We start from the raw sequence: 17852 nt of genomic DNA, 5'->3' as shown, positions 1-17852 counted from the left end.
TGGGAGTGGGCCTGCTCCCACATTAAACCTGGCTCGCTCAAGCGCCAGGGCGCCTGCCGCAATGGCGGCGCCGACTCCGGCAGTGTCCCCGCAAACCATTGGTTAATACACGCCATCGCTCAGCTATACTCCCCTCCATTTGAATGGCCCTGCGAGGAATTACTGTGAAGAACTGGACCCTGCGCCAACGGATTTTGGCGAGCTTCGCGGTCATTATCGCGATCATGCTGCTGATGGTCGTGCTCGCGTATTCGCGCCTGTTGAAAATCGAAACCAGCGAGAGCTCCGTCCGGGATGACGCGGTGCCTGGCGTGTTTTTGAGCTCGATGATTCGCAGCGCCTGGGTCGACAGCTACCTGCACACCCAGGAGTTGGTGGGCATCCGCAAGAACCAGGGCATTTCCGAGGACGACAAGCAGGACTACAAGTCCTTCGAGGCACGCCTTGAGAAATACATGGCCGATTACGCCAAAACCATCAATTTCACCCAGGACCGCAGCGAGTTCGATGCCTTCGAAAAAATGCACCAGGGTTACAACCAGGCGCTCGCCCAAGTGCTCGAGGCGCAGCGGAGCAACAATGCCGCCGAGGCACTCAGGCTGTTCAACGAGCAACTGACGCCCGTCTGGGTCGCAGGCCGCGCGAAGCTCAATGACATCATCCAACAGAACAAACAGGTCGCCGACGACGCCACCGCCGCCATCGATGATGCGGTCGAGGCCGCGAAGATCAGCATGGGCGTCTCGCTGCTGCTGGCGGTGCTGGCCGCCGCGCTGTGTGGACTGCTGTTGATGCGCGCAATCATGGCGCCGATGAAACGCATCGTCGATATCCTCGAAACCATGCGCACCGGCGACTTGAGTAAGCGCCTGAACCTGGAGCGCAAGGACGAATTCAATATGGTCGAAACCGGCTTCAACGACATGATGACCGAGCTGACCGCGCTGGTTTCCCAGGCGCAGCGCTCCTCGGTGCAGGTCACCACGTCGGTGACCGAGATTGCCGCCACCTCCAAGCAGCAACAGGCCACGGCCACCGAAACCGCAGCCACCACCACTGAAATCGGCGCCACGTCCCGTGAAATCGCCGCGACCTCCAAGGACCTGGTGCGCACCATGACCGAAGTGTCCACCGCCGCCGACCAGGCTTCGGTCGCCGCCGGTTCCGGCCAACAGGGCCTGGCGCGCATGGAAGAAACCATGCACTCGGTGATGGGCGCTGCCGACCTGGTCAACGCCAAGCTGGCGATCCTCAATGAAAAGGCCGGCAACATCAATCAGGTGGTGGTGACCATCGTCAAAGTGGCTGACCAGACCAACCTGCTGTCCCTCAACGCCGCCATCGAGGCCGAGAAAGCCGGTGAGTACGGGCGCGGTTTTGCCGTGGTCGCCACCGAGGTGCGCCGCCTGGCCGACCAGACCGCTGTGGCGACGTACGACATCGAACAGATGGTGCGCGAGATCCAGTCGGCAGTGTCGGCGGGCGTGATGGGCATGGACAAGTTCTCCGAGGAAGTGCGCCGGGGCATGTTCGAAGTGCAGCAAGTGGGCGAGCAACTGTCGCAAATCATCCATCAGGTGCAGGCCCTCGCGCCGCGGGTGTTGATGGTCAACGAAGGCATGCAGGCCCAGGCCACCGGTGCCGAGCAGATCAACCATGCGCTGGTGCAACTGGGGGATGCCAGCAGCCAGACCGTCGAGTCCCTGCGCCAGGCCAGTTTTGCCATCGATGAACTGAGCCAGGTTGCGGTGGGTCTGCGCAGCGGCGTGTCGCGTTTCAAAGTCTGATGAGCGACTTCGCGGCGAAACGCGGCGCCATCCCGGCCGCGAAAAAGGCATTGTTTCTGGTGTTCCACATCGCCAGTGAGCGCTTTGCCCTCAAGGCCACGGAAGTGGTCGAGGTGCTGCCGCGCCTGCCGCTTAAACCCATCGCACAGGCACCTGTGTGGGTGGCGGGCATCTTTGCCCATCGCGGCGCGCTGGTGCCGGTGATCGACCTGAGCGCACTGACCTTTGGTACCGCAGCCCAGGCCCGCACCAGCACGCGGCTGGTGCTGGTCAATTATCAGCCACAACCCTGGAGCCAGGCGCGGTGGCTGGGGCTGATTCTGGAACAGGCCACCGACACCCTGCGTTGCGACCCCGCCGAGTTCCAGCCCTATGGCCTGGATAACCGCCAGGCGCCCTACCTGGGGCCGGTGCGCGAAGATGCGCTGGGCTTGATGCAATGGATCGGCGTGGCCGAGCTGTTGACCGATGACGTGCGCGCGCTGCTGTTTTCCAGTGAGTTGAGCCTATGAGCAGTGATCCGCGCTTCTCGGCCTTTCTGAAGGAACGCATCGGCCTGGACGTCGCTTCTGTGGGCGAGGCGATCATCGAGCGCGCGGTGCGCCAGCGCTGCCAGCTGTCCCAGGCGCAGAGCGCGGACGCGTACTGGCAGCTCCTGCACAGCTCCCATGATGAGCAGCAGGCACTGATCGAAGCGGTGATCGTTCCCGAAACCTGGTTTTTCCGCTATCCCGAGTCCTTTGCGACCCTGGCCCGCCTGGCCCATGCACGCCTGGCCGAGATCAAGCAGATGCGCGCTTTACGCATTCTCAGCCTGCCCTGTTCCACCGGCGAAGAACCCTATTCGATTGCCATGTCGTTGCTTGACGCGGGCCTGGCGCCGCACCAGTTCAAAGTGCAGGGGATGGACGTCAGCCCGCTGTCCGTGGAGCGTGCCCGCCGCGGGGTGTACGGCAAGAACTCCTTTCGCGGCGCCGATCTTGAATTTCGTGACCGGCATTTCACTGAAGACGGCGGTGCCTACCGCATCGCCGACCGGGTGCGCGAGCAGGTGCGCCTGCAAGTGGGCAACTTGCTCGACCCGGCGCTGCTGGCCAACGAGCCCAGCTACGATTTTGTGTTCTGTCGCAACCTGCTGATCTACTTCGATCAATCCACCCAGCAGCAAGTCTTCGATGTGCTCAAGGAACTGACCCACGTCGACGGCGTGCTGTTTATCGGCCCGGCCGAAGGCAGCCTGCTGGGACGCCATGGCATGCGTTCGATTGGCGTGCCGCAATCCTTTGCGTTCAGTCGGCATGTGGAATCGGCCGCACCAGCCCCGGTGTTTGTCCCGATGTCGGCGCCCACGCCCCAGCGCAGTGCGGCACCTGTTGCGCTCAGGCCGCGCCCGTTCAGTACGGTCAGCGCCCAGGCGGCGCCGGTCAAGGCGCCGCACACGGAGGCTGGCGCGCTGCTCAACCAGATCGCCACCTTGGCCAATGAGGGCAAAAGTGCCGAGGCCCGCGCTGCCTGCGAGCGCTATTTGGGCAGCCACCCGCCGGTTGCCCAGGTGTTCTACTGGCTGGGCTTGCTCAGCGATGTGGCCGGCAGTGCCCTGCAGGCCCAAGGGTATTACCGTAAAGCCTTATACCTGGAGCCGCAGCATCCGCAGGCCTTGATGCACCTGGCCGCGTTGCTCGAGTCCCAGGGCGACAGTGCAGGGGCGCGTCGTTTGCAGGCGCGCGCCGCGCGTAGCGAGCGAGCAGACAGAGAGTCCGAACGATGAGTAGCCCTGACGCGCTGGATACCGCAGGCCTGGACCTGACCCTGGCCGATACCCAAGCCATCGACGACTGCTGGAACCGCATCGGCATTCATGGTGACAAATCCTGCCCCTTGCTGGCGGACCATATCCATTGCCGTAACTGCTCGGTGTATTCCGCTGCGGCCACGCGCCTGCTCGACCGCTATGCGCTGGCGCAGGATGAGCGTCCCGCGCAAGCCGCCCGCGAGCTCGATAACCAGGTGGCCACCCGCTCCTTGCTGATGTTCCGCCTCGGCGAAGAATGGCTTGGCATCGCCACCCGTTGCCTGGTGGAAGTCGCGCCCTTGCAACCGATCCACTCCTTGCCGCACCAGCGCTCCCGGGCATTGCTGGGCGTGGCCAACGTACGCGGCGCGTTGGTGGCCTGCCTGTCGCTGGTTGAACTGCTCGGCCTGGACAGCACCCCTGCCGGCGCTACCGGCGGGCGCATCATGCCGCGCATGCTGATCATTGCCGCGCAGGATGGCCCGGTAGTCGTGCCGGTGGACGAAGTGGATGGCATCCATGCCATCGATGAGCGCACCTTGAGCGCCGCGTCGGCCTCCGGTACCCAGGCCAGCGCGCGCTTCACCCAAGGTGTGTTGCAGTGGAAAGGCCGCAGCCTGCGCTGGCTGGATGAGGCTCAATTGCTGTCCGCCGTGACCCGGAGCCTCGCATGACCCCCGACCAGATGCGCGATGCCTCGCTGTTGGAATTGTTCAGCCTGGAAGCCGATGCGCAGACCCAGGTGCTCAGTGCAGGCCTGCTGGCCCTGGAGCGCAACCCGACCCAGGCCGACCAGCTCGAGGCCTGCATGCGTGCCGCGCACTCGCTCAAGGGCGCGGCGCGGATTGTCGGCGTGGACGCTGGCGTCAGCGTGGCCCATGTCATGGAAGACTGCCTGGTCAGCGCCCAGGAAGCACGCTTGTACCTGCAGCCCGAACATATCGACGCGTTGCTGCAGGGTACGGATTTGCTGATGCGCATCGCCACCCCGGGCAATGACGTGGGGACGGCGGATATCCAGGCCTATGTGGCGCTGATGGAGCGCCTGCTGGACCCGTCGCAACCCACCGCCATGGTTGCGCCGAAACCCGAACCGGTGCCCATGCCGGTGATCGAAGCGCTGCCGTCCGAACCTGAGCCTGCGCCCGCCGTCACCAGCGAGCCGCCGCGCCAGGGCAAGCGCATGACCGAAGGCGGTGAGCGCGTGCTGCGGGTCACGGCCGAGCGCTTGAACAGTCTGTTGGACCTGTCCAGCAAGTCGCTGGTGGAAACCCAGCGACTCAAGCCTTACCTGGCCAGCCTGCAGCGCCTCAAGCGCCTGCAAAGCAACAGCCTGCGTGCCTTGGACACCCTGGAGGGCCACCTCAAGGTTGTCGACCTGAACCTCGAGGCCCAGGAAGCCCTGGCTGATACCCGGCGGTTGTTGAGCGAGGCCCAGGCACTGCTGGCGGAAAAGAATGCCGAGCTGGATGAGTACGGCTGGCAGGCCGGCCAACGCGCCCAGGTGCTGTACGACACCGCGTTGGCCTGCCGCATGCGTCCGTTCGCCGATGTGCTGGCCGGGCAGGTGCGCATGGTGCGAGACCTCGGCCGCAGCCTGGGCAAGCAAGTGCGCCTGGAAATCGAGGGCGAAAAGACCCAGGTCGACCGCGATGTACTGGAAAAGCTCGAGGCGCCCCTCACGCATTTATTACGCAATGCCGTCGACCACGGCATCGAAATGCCCGAGCAGCGGCTGCTGGCGGGCAAGCCGGCGGAAGGCTTGATTCGTCTGCGCGCCTCGCATCAAGCCGGGCTGCTGGTGCTGGAGTTGAGCGATGACGGTAACGGTGTCGACCTTGAGCGCCTGCGCGGCACCATTGTCGATCGGCACCTGTCCCCCGTGGAAACCGCGTTGCGCCTGAGCGAGGAAGAACTGCTGACGTTCCTGTTCCTGCCGGGGTTCAGCCTGCGCGACAAAGTGACCGAAGTGTCCGGTCGCGGGGTGGGCCTGGATGCGGTGCAACATATGGTGCGTCAATTGCGCGGCGCGGTGGTGCTGGAGCAGACGGCGGGGCAGGGCAGTCGCTTTCATCTGGAAGTGCCATTGACCTTGTCGGTGGTGCGCAGCCTGGTGGTGGAGGTCGGTGAAGAGGCCTACGCCTTCCCGCTGGCGCACATCGAACGCATGTGCGACCTGGCGCCCGAGGACATTGTGCAACTGGAAGGTCGCCAGCATTTCTGGCATGAGGGCCGGCATGTCGGCCTGGTCGCCGCCAGTCAGCTGTTGCAGCGTCCACCCGGGCTAACCCCTTCGGACACGTTGAAAGTGGTGGTGATCCGCGAGCGCGATGCCGTGTACGGGATCGCCGTGGAGCGCTTTATCGGCGAGCGCACCCTGGTGGTGTTGCCGCTGGATGATCGCCTGGGCAAGGTCCAGGATATTTCCGCCGGCGCCTTGCTCGACGATGGCTCGGTCGCCCTGATCGTCGACGTGGAAGACATGCTGCGGTCGGTGGACAAGTTGCTCAACACCGGCCGCCTGGAACGTATCGCCCGGCGCACCCAGCAAGCCACCGAAGCACCGCGTAAGCGGGTGCTGGTGGTGGACGACTCGCTGACTGTACGTGAGCTGCAACGCAAGTTATTACTCAATCGCGGTTATGAAGTGGCCGTCGCGGTCGATGGCATGGATGGCTGGAACGCCTTGCGTTCCGAGGATTTCGACCTGCTTATCACTGACATTGATATGCCCCGCATGGACGGTATTGAATTGGTCACACTCTTGCGCCGCGACAGTCGCCTGCAATCGTTGCCGGTGATGGTGGTTTCCTACAAGGATCGTGAAGAAGACCGACGCCGAGGCCTCGACGCCGGCGCCGACTATTATCTGGCCAAAGCCAGCTTCCACGACGACGCCTTGCTCGACGCCGTGGTTGAACTGATTGGAGGCGCTCGGACATGAGGATTGCGATCGTCAATGACATGCCCCTGGCCGTCGAGGCGTTGCGGCGCGCGTTGAGCTTCGAGCCGGCCCATGAACTGGTGTGGGTGGCCAATAACGGTCTGGAAGCGGTGCAGCGCTGTGCCGAGCGAGTCCCGGACCTGATCCTGATGGACCTGATCATGCCGGTAATGGACGGCGTGGAGGCTACGCGGCAGATCATGGCCGAGACGCCCTGCGCGATTCTGCTGGTGACCGTCGACCGCCAGGCCAATATGAGCCGGGTGTTCGAAGCCATGGGCCACGGCGCCCTGGATGTGGTGGACACCCCGGCGCTCGGTGTGGGCAACCCCAGGGATGCGGCTGCGCCGTTGTTGCGCAAGATCCTCAACATCGGCTGGCTGATCGGCCAGCGCGGTAGCCGTGTGCGCGCCGAAACCGCGCCTGAGCGCAGCACCGGCAAACGCCAGAGCCTGGTGGCTATCGGTTCTTCGGCGGGCGGCCCGGCGGCCCTGGAAGTGCTGCTCAAGGCTTTGCCGCGTAGCTTTCCCGCCGCCATCGTGCTGGTCCAGCATGTGGACCAGGTGTTCGCCGCCGGCATGGCCGAGTGGTTGAGCAGTGCGTCCGGCCTGCCGGTGCGCCTGGCCCGAGAGGGTGAGCCGCCGCAAAGCGGCGTGGTCTTGCTGGCCGGTACCAACCACCATATTCGCTTGTTGAAAAATGGCACGCTAGCCTATACCGCAGAGCCGGTGAACGAGATTTACCGGCCCTCCATCGACGTATTTTTCGAAAGTGTCGCCAGTCATTGGAACGGTGACGCCGTTGGCGTATTGCTGACCGGCATGGGGCGCGATGGCGCCCAGGGCCTCAAGCTGATGCGCGAACAAGGATATTTGACCATCGCCCAGGATCAGCAGAGTTCGGCGGTGTATGGAATGCCAAAAGCGGCGGCGGCGATTGACGCCGCTGTTGAAATTCGCCCACTGGACAGAATTGCGCCGCGATTGCTGGAGGTCTTTGCATGATCGAAAATCTCCCGCCGTGCTGGTTTGCAGGCAGTAATTCAGGTGACCGCACATGAATGATTTACAGCTCGACGACTTCAAGACCGACGAAAACGCCGCCATGGTGCTGCTGGTCGATGACCAGGCCATGATCGGCGAAGCCGTGCGGCGCGGCCTGGCCCATGAAGAAAATATCGACTTCCACTTTTGCGCCGATCCACACCAGGCGATCGCCCAGGCGATTCGCATCAAGCCGACGGTGATCCTGCAAGACCTGGTCATGCCCGGCCTCGACGGCCTGACCCTGGTGCGCGAATACCGCAATCACCCGGCCACGGCGAATATCCCGATCATTGTGCTTTCCACCAAGGAAGACCCGCTGATCAAGAGCGCAGCCTTTGCCGCCGGGGCCAACGATTACCTGGTCAAGCTGCCGGACAATATCGAGCTGGTGGCGCGGATTCGCTACCACTCGCGCTCCTACATGACGCTGTTGCAGCGCGACGCGGCCTACCGTGCGCTGCGGGTCAGCCAGCAACAGTTGCTGGACACCAATCTGGTGTTGCAACGGCTGATGAACTCCGATGGCCTGACCGGGCTGTCCAATCGCCGTCACTTCGACGAATATCTGGAACTGGAATGGCGCCGTGCCATGCGCGACCAGACCCAGCTCTCGTTGCTGATGATCGATGTGGACTTCTTCAAGACCTACAACGACAGCTTTGGCCACGTCGAGGGTGACGAAGCCTTGCGCAAAGTCGCCAACACCATCCGCGAAGCCAGCAGCCGTCCTTCCGACCTGCCGGCACGCTATGGCGGCGAAGAGTTCGCGCTGGTGCTGCCCAACACCTCGCCGGGCGGTGCGCGGCTGGTGGCTGAAAAACTGCGCATGGCGGTGGCCGCCTTGAAAATCCCGCATATCGCGCCGACTGAAGGTTCAAGCCTGACCATCAGCATTGGCTTGTCGACCTTGACGCCGGTGCAAGGTACCGATTGCCGGCAGTTGATCATGGCGGCGGACAAAGGCCTGTATATGGCCAAGCACAATGGGCGTAATCAGGTGGGCATCGAATAACTCAAGGCCTGCGCAAAGCCAACTGTGGGAGGGGGCTTGCCCTAATGCCAGTCAGTTAAGCGAACGAAATGCTTAAAGCAGCGAAGATCCCCTGTGGGAGGGGGCTCTTCATCGGTCTTGGGATTGTGTACAAACCTCTGCCTTTTCGACCGGGTGGACTGCCGTTTCCAGGCGTTTGCCGTTATACTCGCCGGCTTTCAAAAGTTCGCCAACGAGTGCTGCCCGCCATGGAAATCAACCCGATCCTTAACACCATCAAGGACCTGTCCGAGCGCTCCGAAACTATTCGGGGGTATCTTTGACTACGATCAAAAGCATGAGCGTCTGACCGAAGTCAATCGCGAGCTTGAAGATCCTGCTGTCTGGAACAAACCTGAATACGCCCAGGAACTGGGGCGCGAGCGCGCTGCGCTGGCGCAGATCGTCGACACGCTTGACGAACTGAACACCGGCCTGGCCGACTGCCGCGACCTGCTGGACATGGCCGTCGAAGAAGATGACGAAGGCGCAGTGGGCGATGTCGTCGCCGAGCTGGCCCGTCTCGAGGAAAACCTCGCCAAGCTTGAATTTCGCCGCATGTTCAGCCACGAAATGGACCCGAACAACGCCTACCTGGACATCCAGGCCGGTTCCGGCGGCACCGAGGCCCAGGACTGGGCCAACATCCTGCTGCGCATGTATCTGCGCTGGGCCGACAAGCGCGGTTTCGAGGCGACCATCATGGAACTGTCCGCCGGTGAAGTCGCCGGTATCAAGGGCGCGACCGTGCACATCAAGGGTGAATACGCCTTTGGCTGGCTGCGCACCGAGATCGGCGTGCACCGCCTGGTGCGCAAAAGTCCGTTCGACTCCGGCAACCGTCGCCACACGTCCTTCTCGGCGGTATTCGTCTCGCCAGAGATCGACGACAAGGTGGAAATCGAGATCAACCCGGCCGACCTGCGCATCGACACCTACCGCTCCTCCGGCGCCGGTGGCCAGCACGTAAACACCACCGACTCGGCGGTACGTATCACCCACGTACCGACCAACACCGTGGTCAGCTGCCAGAACGAACGTTCCCAGCACGCGAACAAGGACACCGCCATGAAAATGCTGCGGGCCAAGTTGTACGAGCAGGAGATGCAGAAGCGCAACGCCGCTTCCCAGGCGCTGGAAGACACCAAGTCGGACATCGGCTGGGGACACCAGATCCGTTCTTATGTACTCGATGCGTCGCGGATCAAGGATTTGCGCACTAACATCGAACGCAGCGACTGCGACAAGGTGCTCGACGGTGATATCGACGAATACCTGGAAGCCAGCCTGAAATCGGGGCTGTAAAGATTGTAGGCGATCCCAGACCACAGGCCTGGGACAACGAACCTGATGGAAAATTTAAGACATGAGCGACCAACAACTCGACCCGCAAGCCCAGCAACAGGAAGAAAACTCCCTGATCGCCCTGCGCAAGGAAAAGCTGGCTGCCGAGCGCGCCAAGGGTAACGCCTTCCCCAACGACTTCCGCCGCGACAACTACTGCGATGCCCTGCAGAAGCAGTACGCGGACAAGACCAAGGAAGAGCTGGCAGAAGCGGCGATCCCGGTCAAGGTGGCGGGTCGCATCATGCTCAACCGTGGCTCGTTCATGGTGATCCAGGACATGACCGGGCGCATCCAGGTCTACGTCAACCGCAAGACCCTCTCCGAAGAAACCCTGGCCTCGGTGAAAACCTGGGACATGGGCGACATCATCGCAGCCGAAGGCACCCTGGCCCGTTCCGGCAAGGGCGACCTGTATGTCGAGATGACCAGCGTGCGCCTGCTGACCAAATCCCTGCGCCCACTGCCGGACAAGCACCACGGCCTGACCGACACCGAGCAGCGCTACCGCCAGCGCTACGTTGACCTGATCGTCAACGAAGACGTGCGCCAGACCTTCCGCGTGCGTTCGCAGGTCATCGCCCACATCCGCAGCTTCCTGGCCCAGCGTGACTTCCTCGAAGTCGAAACGCCGATGTTGCAGACCATCCCCGGTGGCGCCGCGGCCAAGCCGTTCGAAACTCACCACAACGCGCTGGACCTGCCAATGTTCCTGCGGATCGCGCCGGAGCTGTACCTCAAGCGCCTCGTGGTCGGCGGCTTTGAGAAAGTGTTCGAGATCAACCGCAACTTCCGTAACGAAGGCGTCTCGACCCGTCACAACCCTGAATTCACCATGTTGGAGTTCTACCAGGCCTACGCCGACTACGAAGACAACATGGACCTGACCGAAGAACTGTTCCGCGAACTGGCGCAGCTGGTGCTGGGCAGCACCGACGTGCCCTACGGCGACAAGGTGTTCCACTTCGGCGAACCGTTCGTGCGCCTGTCGGTGTTCGACTCGATCCTCAAGTACAACCCTGAGCTGAGCGCCGACGACCTGAATGACATCGACAAGGCCCGCGCCATTGCCAGGAAGGCCGGGGCCAAGGTGCTGGGCTTCGAAGGCCTGGGCAAATTGCAGGTGATGATTTTCGAAGAGCTGGTGGAGCACAAGCTGGAACAACCGCACTTCATTACCCAGTACCCGTTCGAAGTGTCGCCGCTGGCCCGTCGCAACGATGACAACCCGAACGTCACCGACCGTTTCGAACTGTTCATTGGCGGCCGTGAAATCGCCAACGCCTACTCCGAGCTCAACGACGCGGAAGACCAGGCCGAGCGCTTCATGGCCCAGGTAGCCGACAAGGACGCCGGGGATGACGAAGCCATGCACTACGACGCTGACTTCGTACGTGCCCTGGAATACGGCATGCCGCCCACCGCCGGTGAAGGTATCGGCATTGACCGCCTGGTGATGCTGCTGACCAACTCGCCGTCGATCCGCGATGTGATCTTGTTCCCGCACATGCGGCCACAAGCGTAACCGTAGCGAAATCCGAAGCCGCCTTTTATAAGGCGGCTTTTTTATGTGGCGTTTACTCGCGTCAAACAAACAGCGCCAGGTTTTGTTGATCGGTTGATCGTTCCCACGCTCTGCGTGGGAATGCATCCTGTGACGCTCCGTGTCACACTCAAAGAGGAAAAAGTGGTGAACCGCGTAATGGCTCAAGAAGGCGCCGCCGGCATTGCCGCTGCCGTGGCCGATAGCGTCCAGTACCAGGGTCGCAAGGCCAGCCGCCGGGGCAGTGAACAACGCCGGCAAGACATTCTCGATGCGGCCATGCGCATCGTGGTCCGCGACGGGGTACGTGCGGTACGTCACCGGGCCGTGGCGGCGGAAGCCGGCGTGCCGTTGTCGGCCACCACCTACTACTTCAAGGACATCGATGACCTGCTCACCGACACCTTCGCCCAATATGTCGAACGCAGCGCCGCTTTCATGGGCAAGCTGTGGGTGCGCAACGAAGGCCTGTTGCGCGAAATGGTCGCCTACGGTGACGGCAGCCCGGCGGCGCGCTCGCAGCTGGCCGATGACATTGCGCGGCTGACCGCCGACTATGTGCAGCGCCAACTGATCAACCGTCGCGACTACCTGATGGCCGAGCAGGCCTTTCGCCAGGAAGCCTTGTTGAATCCGCGCCTGGCCGAACTGGTACGCTCCCACCAACAGATTCTGTTGCAAGGCACCGGGCAGTTTTTCCAGGTATTGGGCTCCCGCGAGCCGCAGCAGGATGCCAAGGTGTTGACGGCGATTATCAGTCGGATGGAATATCAGGGCCTGTTAGGCAGCGCAGAGCCGCTGACCGGGGACGAAATGCTGGAGATACTCAAGCGTTACATGCATCTGGTGTTGGCTTCAGTCTGATACCGCAAAGGCCACGTTCAAAGAGGAAGCACCGGGTGGACGATTACCAGCAGACGATACGCAGCCTGTCCGATCGCATTGTGCTGGCGCAAACGCCGATCCGCGTCCTCGACGCCGTGAAGTGGGACGAGAACATTCGCCAGGGCTTTCTCAAGGCCAAGGGCAAGGCCATGCCCGCCGTGGATCGCGATTACTACCTGAACCGACCGTTGTCGTTCGATTCAAGCGCGGTCAAGCTGGAGTTCCAGAACATCGAGCGCGACATTACCCGCCGCCTCGGCCAGTTCAGCCCGGTGGGGCAGATCATGCGCCGCATGTGCCGGGAGTACCGCATGGTCGTGCGGATGCTCGAAGCCCGTGGCACCGAGGACTTCGGCCTGATCTCCCAGGAGCTCTACGGCGCCGCTTCCGATGCTTTCCACGCGGGCGACCCGACCCTGGCCGACCTGGGCCTGATGCTCTCGGACTATCTGAACAATATCGACGGCCGGGGCGATCTCAAGGACGAAGCCAAGACCTTGACCGCCAAGGACGCCGTCGCCTTGCTGCAAACGCGCTTGAACAAGGTGTTCGGCGAGGCCGAGGAGACCATCCGCGTATTCGAGTCCGATGGCATCGTCGCCGACGCGGCGGCGGGCGCCGACTACATCAAGATCCGCGCCGACGCGATGTTCAACGACCGTGACGTGCGCGCCCTGGAAGTTCACGAAGGTCTAGTGCATGTGGGCACCACCCTCAATGGCCAGAATCAGCCGATCTGCACGTTCCTGTCCAAGGGGCCGCCCTCGTCCACCGTGACCCAGGAAGGCCTGGCGATCCTGATGGAGATCATCACGTTTGCCTCCTACCCTAGCCGGCTGCGCAAGCTGACCAACCGCACCCGCGCCATTCATATGGTCGAGGAGGGCGCCGACTTTCTGCAGGTGTTCGAGTTCTTCCGCGAGCAAGGCTTTGAAATGGCTGAAAGCTACGGCAACGCCAGCCGGGTGTTCCGTGGTTCGGTGCCGACCGGTCTGCCGTTCACCAAGGATTTGTCCTACCTCAAGGGCTTTATCATGGTCTACAACTACATCCAGCTGGCCGTGCGCAAGGGCAAGCTGGAACAGGTGCCGTTGTTGTTCTGCGGCAAGACCACGCTTGAGGATATGCGCACCTTGCGCCAACTGGTCGACGAAGGCCTGGTAGTGCCGCCCAAATACCTGCCCGAACAGTTCCGCGACATGAACGCACTGGCGGCATGGATGTGCTTTTCCAACTTCCTCAATCATTTGAGCCTGGACCGGATCGAGGCGGACTACTCCAATATTCTTTGACCGGACGGGGATTCACCTTGGATCTCCCAAGTCCGCCGATTTCATCTCACTCACGAGGCTTCAACGGATGAGAATCCTCGGCATTCTGTGCCTGCTACTCACCTTGAACGGCTGCAGCTCCCTGCTGTTCTATCCCGAGCCCGGCCTGCCATTCACGCCGGAAAAAGCCCACCTGGCGTATCGCGACGTCACCCTCACCACCGCCGACGGCGTGAAACTGCACGCCTGGTGGCTGCCGGCCAAGCCTGGCGTCCCCCTCAAAGGCACGGTGCTGCACCTGCACGGCAACGGCGGCAACCTGGCCTGGCATTTGGGCGGCAGTTGGTGGTTGCCGGAGCAGGGCTACCAGGTGCTGTTGCTCGACTATCGCGGTTATGGGCTTTCGCAAGGCAAGCCGTCACTGCCGGCTATCTATCAGGACGTGGACGCGGCTTTCAGTTGGCTGGATCAGGCGCCCGAAGCCCAGGGGCAGCCGTTGGTAGTGCTTGGCCAGAGCCTGGGCGGCGCCCTGGCGGTGCATTATCTGGCGGCTCACCCCGAGCGCCAGTCCCGACTCAAGGCCCTGGTATTGGATGGTGTGCCCGCCAGTTATCGTGACGTGGGACAATTTGCCCTGAGCACATCCTGGTTAACATGGCCGTTTCAGGTCCCTTTGTCCTGGCTGGTACCTGACGCCGACAGCGCGATCAACGCCATGCCCCAGCTCAAGGGCGTTCCCAAACTGCTGTTTCACAGCCTGGATGATCCGATCGTACCCGTGTCCAACGGCATCCGCCTGTACCAAGCGGCGCCACCGCCGAGGGTGCTGCAGCTGACGCGAGGCGGGCATGTGCAGACATTTGCCGACAAGACCTGGCAAACCGTCATGCTGCGTTACCTGGATGACCCGCAGCATTTCAACGGCCTGCGGCGTCTGGGCGAAATTCCGAATTACCCCGTATCCAAAGTCGACCCATCAGAGAGTTCGCAATGAGTGAAGAGCGCAACATGATCCCGCTGATTCTCACGGGTATCGGCACCATCATCGGGACTGTCGGGTGCCTGTGGTACTACGGCTACCTGCACTTCGCCAAGCCGGAAGATGCACTGCTGCTCAGTGAGTTCACGATGCTCAAGACCGTGCCGGGTGAGGACTACAAAGTCTCACTGACCCCCGCCGCTCAAGTGGCGCAATGCGTCGAGGGTGTACTGGTAATGTTCGACACCGACCAGAAAGGCCTGAGCGGCGTACTGGTGAACAGCAAGAAACAGGCCGTGCGTTGCATCGGGCAAGAAACCCCGCAACTGCAACGGTGAATTCTGCCTCCCTGGCGTGGGAAACCATCCTTGTCTTTACAGACTATTGATTTGACGCATGCCGACCCCTGAGCAGTCCGGAACCATCCTGGCTCTCCCACCACTGATTATTCACTGATTGGCAAGGCTGATCGGTCCATTAATTCACAGGTTGGAGTTAGCATTTATGGCGGGAATCAACGGTATCTCGGGCGGCGCAAACATGGGTGGCATGGGGGGGGTGGGCGGTGCTGGCAGTGGCCAGGGAAGCTCCCAAGGCCTCGACCAGCAGATTAAAGATGTACAAAGTCAGATCCAGGACCTTAAAGCTAAAGGTTCTCAAGGCAACCAGGGAAATAGTGGTGCCGGTGGTGAAGATCCCCTCAAGGCGTTGGAAGAGTTGCTGAAGAAGCTGCTCGCGCAGAAGGCGGGCGGCGCGCAGGGCGCTCAAGGTGCCGAGGGCGGTCAGGGCGCTGAAGATGGCCAAGGCGGTGGACAAAACTTGAGCCAGGGCCAGGGCCCGATCCCGCAGCCGGACTATCAAGGTGCGGGCCCGATCGGCGGCTGATCAAAGCCCCTCAGAAAACCGTCCATAGGGGCGGTTTTTTTATGAGATGTCCAGTCGTCGCTCTCGGCACAAATGCCTGGAACCTTATTTCTTCAGATACCACACAAAGCGTGTCACTCACACGGTTTGAGGCGAGGATGGAATTCAAGATTCCAGTACTGGAAAATATGCTGATCATGGCAAGACAGCATGTGGCGATCGAACAGGAAGCCGCTCGTCAGAACAGGCGCGATAGCCAGATGGATAAGCAGGCCGGCGCGCAGATTCAAATGCCAGCTGAAGATACCGGTCGAACCGTACAGTTCGACGAGCCGAAAAAAAACCCACCATAAGGTGGGTTTTTTTATGCCGCTTCAATCAATCAGTTAGCAACGGACGAGCGCGGCTTGACTGGCTGGTTGTCGTTGGAAATGGTCACTTCGACGCGACGGTTCATGGCACGGCCGGAGACGCTGCCGTTGTCGGCAACCGGGTATTCCTTGCCGTAGCCCTGGGTCACGATGCGCGAGATATCCACGCCTTGCTGTGCCAGTGCGCGCTGTACGGAGGCTGCACGGCGCTCGGACAGGCTCTGGTTGTACGAGTCGGAACCTGTGCTGTCGGTGTAGCCTTCGACGATCACTTTACGGTCCGGGTTGTCGCGCAGGAACTGAGCCAGCTTGGTGATGTTGACCAGGCCGCTGGATTTGAGGTCGGACTTGTTGGTGGCGAACAGCACGTCGCCGAAAGTCACCAGGGTGCCGCGATCGGTTTGCTTGGCGTTCAAGCTGTCTTGCAGTTGCTTGATCTGCGCGTCACGGGCGTCCAGCAGGGCGCGGGCACGTTCGTCGCCAGCGTTTTTCAGCTTGGATTCGGATTCACGCAGGGCAATGGTGTCTTTCGCCACTTCCACGCGCTGGTTGGTCAGGTAGGCCAACTGGTCGACTTTCTTCTCGTCTTCCTTGTCGCGATAAGCCTTGTCTGCCTTGTCCAGCCATTCGCTGGCGTCTTTGGTTTCCAGGGCCGCGAGCTTGGTCGCCTGCGGGTTGGTCTGCAGGGCCGTGAAGTTGGTCCGTGCGTTTTCCAGATTCGCGTTCGGCGGGGTGGAGCACGCTGCCAAGGCAACGCTCATCGCCAACAGGGCAGGGATCATCAATTGTTTACGCATAGTCGTGTCGTCCTTTCAATTCGATATCAGGTGCGATGCAATCAAGGGGCTGCGGCTTACTTCTGCTGGATAGCAGCCGGGCGCATGCCTTCCTTACGCAACTCGTCAACTGCTTTCTGGGAATCCTTCACCGCTTGTTCAGCCTTGGCGGCCTGAGCTTTACGCTCTGCAACACGAGCGTCCCACTCGGCTTGTTCAGCCAACATACGGGCTTTGTCGTAGTTCTTGTCGTGCATGGCGATTTCAGCTTCTTTGAGCTTGTCCTGGGCTGACTTCATTTCCACGGCTGCGAACTCGGTACCGCCGGCGCTGACCGCGCTGTTGACCGCGGACTGGGTCACTGCGTACTGCTCGGTCGGCGGGTTACCGGCGCAACCTGCCAGAAGGAAGCTGGTGCCGATTGCCAGCGCGGCCAATTTAAGCCCGCGCAGGTGGTTAAACGAGGATTTGGCAGTGCTGGTCTTCATCGTCTTCAACTCCATTGGATAACTCCTGAAAAACATCAAAATCCATCTTGGTGGCCGTTTGCGGGCCCGGCGGTAAAGCACATGACGCCAGTTCAAACGAGCGTTCCAAGTGATGGCTTACTGGCTGTGACCGGAGGCTTTTTTCAAAAGTTCAGCGGAGATGGCGATTTGCCTAAAAAAATAACTGACTGATCGGTCAAGTACAGAAAATTGGAACTTTCGCCACGCGTAAAGGTATCCCGGGCCGCTGAAAGGCCCGGAATACAAGGGTTAAATTGATGTGTGTGAAGAAGTGGTCAGTGCTTCTGTTCGTCAGCACCGGCTCACAAATCATGCAGATGGCGGCGCGACAGGGTCAGAAAACGCGGCGTGGGCCCGACGTCTTCATACAGCGGATCGCCTTCCTCATCGGTGGCAATCACCTGCTGGCCCTTGACGTAGGGGAAGCTGGCTTCCAGCTCTTCAAGGGCGGCGCCGATCAGCTCGCCGAGCAGTTCTTCGGCGTGACGCTTGGGGTACATCTCGGCCAGGGCGGCCAGTCTCGCGGCGGCCTCCACATCCAGATGAATCGCATATTCGGTTTTGGTCAGTTGACCCTTGGCGGTCTCTTCCCAGTGCTGGGGCAGGTCTCGAATTTTCATGGCAACCTCAATAATGAGTGTCCAGCCACCGGTGTGGATGACGCGGCGACCTGAGGTTGAGACTAGCTGGAAGCTGCAAGGTTTAAAGTGT

At 61.4% G+C, this 17852-nt stretch carries 18 protein-coding genes; 15 read left to right on the top strand and 3 right to left on the bottom strand.

All coding sequences use genetic code 11. From position 1 onward, the window contains the following. The first annotated feature begins 164 nt into the window (after window positions 1-164). The 15 genes from TU82_RS11150 to TU82_RS11075 all read left to right on the top strand — a co-directional run bounded on the left by TU82_RS11150 (window position 165) and on the right by TU82_RS11075 (window position 15838). Complete coding sequence (locus TU82_RS11150; RefSeq protein WP_057723250.1) at window positions 165-1787, top strand: methyl-accepting chemotaxis protein; 1623 nt, start codon at window positions 165-167, stop codon at window positions 1785-1787. Beyond that, the gene (locus tag TU82_RS11145; RefSeq protein ID WP_057723249.1) at window positions 1787-2299 is read left to right on the top strand and encodes a chemotaxis protein CheW; all 513 of its coding nucleotides are present in this window, start codon (window positions 1787-1789) and stop codon (window positions 2297-2299) included. The genes TU82_RS11150 and TU82_RS11145 overlap by 1 nt, the downstream gene beginning before the upstream one ends. Further along, window positions 2296-3555: a CheR family methyltransferase gene (locus TU82_RS11140; protein WP_057723248.1), complete on the top strand. Its 1260-nt coding sequence runs from the start codon at window positions 2296-2298 to the stop codon at window positions 3553-3555. The genes TU82_RS11145 and TU82_RS11140 overlap by 4 nt, the downstream gene beginning before the upstream one ends. After that, complete coding sequence (locus TU82_RS11135; RefSeq protein WP_057723247.1) at window positions 3552-4253, top strand: chemotaxis protein CheW; 702 nt, start codon at window positions 3552-3554, stop codon at window positions 4251-4253. Before TU82_RS11140 ends, TU82_RS11135 begins: the two co-directional genes overlap by 4 nt. Beyond that, window positions 4250-6523: a hybrid sensor histidine kinase/response regulator gene (locus tag TU82_RS11130; protein WP_057723246.1), complete on the top strand. Its 2274-nt coding sequence runs from the start codon at window positions 4250-4252 to the stop codon at window positions 6521-6523. Before TU82_RS11135 ends, TU82_RS11130 begins: the two co-directional genes overlap by 4 nt. Beyond that, complete coding sequence (cheB, locus tag TU82_RS11125) at window positions 6520-7527, top strand: chemotaxis response regulator protein-glutamate methylesterase (RefSeq protein WP_057723245.1); 1008 nt, start codon at window positions 6520-6522, stop codon at window positions 7525-7527. The genes TU82_RS11130 and cheB overlap by 4 nt, the downstream gene beginning before the upstream one ends. A gap of 52 nt (window positions 7528-7579) precedes the next feature. Further along, on the top strand, window positions 7580-8581 hold the full coding sequence (locus tag TU82_RS11120) for a response regulator (RefSeq protein ID WP_057723244.1): 1002 nt from the start codon (window positions 7580-7582) through the stop codon (window positions 8579-8581). A 227-nt stretch (window positions 8582-8808) separates the two neighbouring features. Continuing rightward, window positions 8809-9904, top strand: a protein-coding gene (gene prfB / locus TU82_RS11110) for a peptide chain release factor 2 (protein WP_124422622.1) whose coding sequence is annotated in 2 segments (ribosomal slippage) — window positions 8809-8880 and window positions 8882-9904 — 1095 coding nt in all. Because the reading frame shifts where the segments join, the coding sequence is not laid out codon by codon here. Window positions 9905-9965: 61 nt separating this feature from the next. Then, on the top strand, window positions 9966-11468 hold the full coding sequence (gene lysS, locus TU82_RS11105; protein WP_057723243.1) for a lysine--tRNA ligase: 1503 nt from the start codon (window positions 9966-9968) through the stop codon (window positions 11466-11468). 165 nt (window positions 11469-11633) lie between these two features. Next, the gene (locus TU82_RS11100) at window positions 11634-12350 is read left to right on the top strand and encodes a TetR/AcrR family transcriptional regulator (protein WP_082632002.1); all 717 of its coding nucleotides are present in this window, start codon (window positions 11634-11636) and stop codon (window positions 12348-12350) included. Between the two features lie 35 nt (window positions 12351-12385). Next, window positions 12386-13663, top strand: a complete 1278-nt coding sequence (locus tag TU82_RS11095) for a flavohemoglobin expression-modulating QEGLA motif protein (RefSeq protein WP_057723241.1) — start codon at window positions 12386-12388, stop codon at window positions 13661-13663. A gap of 67 nt (window positions 13664-13730) precedes the next feature. Next, complete coding sequence (locus tag TU82_RS11090; RefSeq protein WP_057723240.1) at window positions 13731-14636, top strand: alpha/beta hydrolase; 906 nt, start codon at window positions 13731-13733, stop codon at window positions 14634-14636. Next, window positions 14633-14959: a PA3694 family proteiin gene (locus TU82_RS11085; RefSeq protein WP_057723239.1), complete on the top strand. Its 327-nt coding sequence runs from the start codon at window positions 14633-14635 to the stop codon at window positions 14957-14959. Before TU82_RS11090 ends, TU82_RS11085 begins: the two co-directional genes overlap by 4 nt. Before the next feature lie 166 nt (window positions 14960-15125). Continuing rightward, window positions 15126-15506: a hypothetical protein gene (locus tag TU82_RS11080; protein ID WP_057723238.1), complete on the top strand. Its 381-nt coding sequence runs from the start codon at window positions 15126-15128 to the stop codon at window positions 15504-15506. A 137-nt stretch (window positions 15507-15643) separates the two neighbouring features. Then, on the top strand, window positions 15644-15838 hold the full coding sequence (locus TU82_RS11075; protein ID WP_057723237.1) for a hypothetical protein: 195 nt from the start codon (window positions 15644-15646) through the stop codon (window positions 15836-15838). 29 nt (window positions 15839-15867) lie between these two features. On the opposite strand, the gene lptF is transcribed toward TU82_RS11075, so the two are convergent. The 3 genes from lptF to TU82_RS11060 all read right to left on the bottom strand — a co-directional run bounded on the left by lptF (window position 15868) and on the right by TU82_RS11060 (window position 17761). Then, on the bottom strand, window positions 15868-16653 hold the full coding sequence (gene lptF, locus TU82_RS11070) for a lipotoxin F family OmpA-related lipoprotein LptF (RefSeq protein WP_057723236.1): 786 nt from the start codon (window positions 16651-16653) through the stop codon (window positions 15868-15870). Window positions 16654-16709: 56 nt separating this feature from the next. Next, window positions 16710-17135 (bottom strand): DUF4398 domain-containing protein, encoded by a 426-nt coding sequence (locus tag TU82_RS11065; RefSeq protein ID WP_057723235.1) that lies wholly within the window; start codon window positions 17133-17135, stop codon window positions 16710-16712. A 308-nt stretch (window positions 17136-17443) separates the two neighbouring features. Next, complete coding sequence (locus TU82_RS11060; protein WP_057723234.1) at window positions 17444-17761, bottom strand: hypothetical protein; 318 nt, start codon at window positions 17759-17761, stop codon at window positions 17444-17446. Between the last annotated feature and the right edge of the window lie 91 nt (window positions 17762-17852).

The organism is Pseudomonas orientalis, from assembly GCF_001439815.1.
GTDB classification, from domain to species: Bacteria; Pseudomonadota; Gammaproteobacteria; order Pseudomonadales; family Pseudomonadaceae; genus Aquipseudomonas; species Aquipseudomonas orientalis.
Note: the sequence above shows the minus strand (reverse complement) of the source record. Positions and strands in the feature narration are given on the sequence as shown.

Coding starts and splice junctions, on each gene's coding strand:
- lptF (WP_057723236.1), bottom strand. CDS start 16,653: ATGCGTAAACAATTGATGATCCCTGCCCTGTTGGCGATGAGCGTTGCC.
- TU82_RS11130 (WP_057723246.1), top strand. CDS start 4,250: ATGACCCCCGACCAGATGCGCGATGCCTCGCTGTTGGAATTGTTCAGC.
- TU82_RS11120 (WP_057723244.1), top strand. CDS start 7,580: ATGAATGATTTACAGCTCGACGACTTCAAGACCGACGAAAACGCCGCC.
- TU82_RS11065 (WP_057723235.1), bottom strand. CDS start 17,135: ATGGAGTTGAAGACGATGAAGACCAGCACTGCCAAATCCTCGTTTAAC.
- TU82_RS11140 (WP_057723248.1), top strand. CDS start 2,296: ATGAGCAGTGATCCGCGCTTCTCGGCCTTTCTGAAGGAACGCATCGGC.
- TU82_RS11075 (WP_057723237.1), top strand. CDS start 15,644: ATGGAATTCAAGATTCCAGTACTGGAAAATATGCTGATCATGGCAAGA.
- TU82_RS11135 (WP_057723247.1), top strand. CDS start 3,552: ATGAGTAGCCCTGACGCGCTGGATACCGCAGGCCTGGACCTGACCCTG.
- TU82_RS11080 (WP_057723238.1), top strand. CDS start 15,126: ATGGCGGGAATCAACGGTATCTCGGGCGGCGCAAACATGGGTGGCATG.
- TU82_RS11085 (WP_057723239.1), top strand. CDS start 14,633: ATGAGTGAAGAGCGCAACATGATCCCGCTGATTCTCACGGGTATCGGC.
- TU82_RS11060 (WP_057723234.1), bottom strand. CDS start 17,761: ATGAAAATTCGAGACCTGCCCCAGCACTGGGAAGAGACCGCCAAGGGT.
- TU82_RS11145 (WP_057723249.1), top strand. CDS start 1,787: ATGAGCGACTTCGCGGCGAAACGCGGCGCCATCCCGGCCGCGAAAAAG.
- lysS (WP_057723243.1), top strand. CDS start 9,966: ATGAGCGACCAACAACTCGACCCGCAAGCCCAGCAACAGGAAGAAAAC.
- cheB (WP_057723245.1), top strand. CDS start 6,520: ATGAGGATTGCGATCGTCAATGACATGCCCCTGGCCGTCGAGGCGTTG.
- TU82_RS11090 (WP_057723240.1), top strand. CDS start 13,731: ATGAGAATCCTCGGCATTCTGTGCCTGCTACTCACCTTGAACGGCTGC.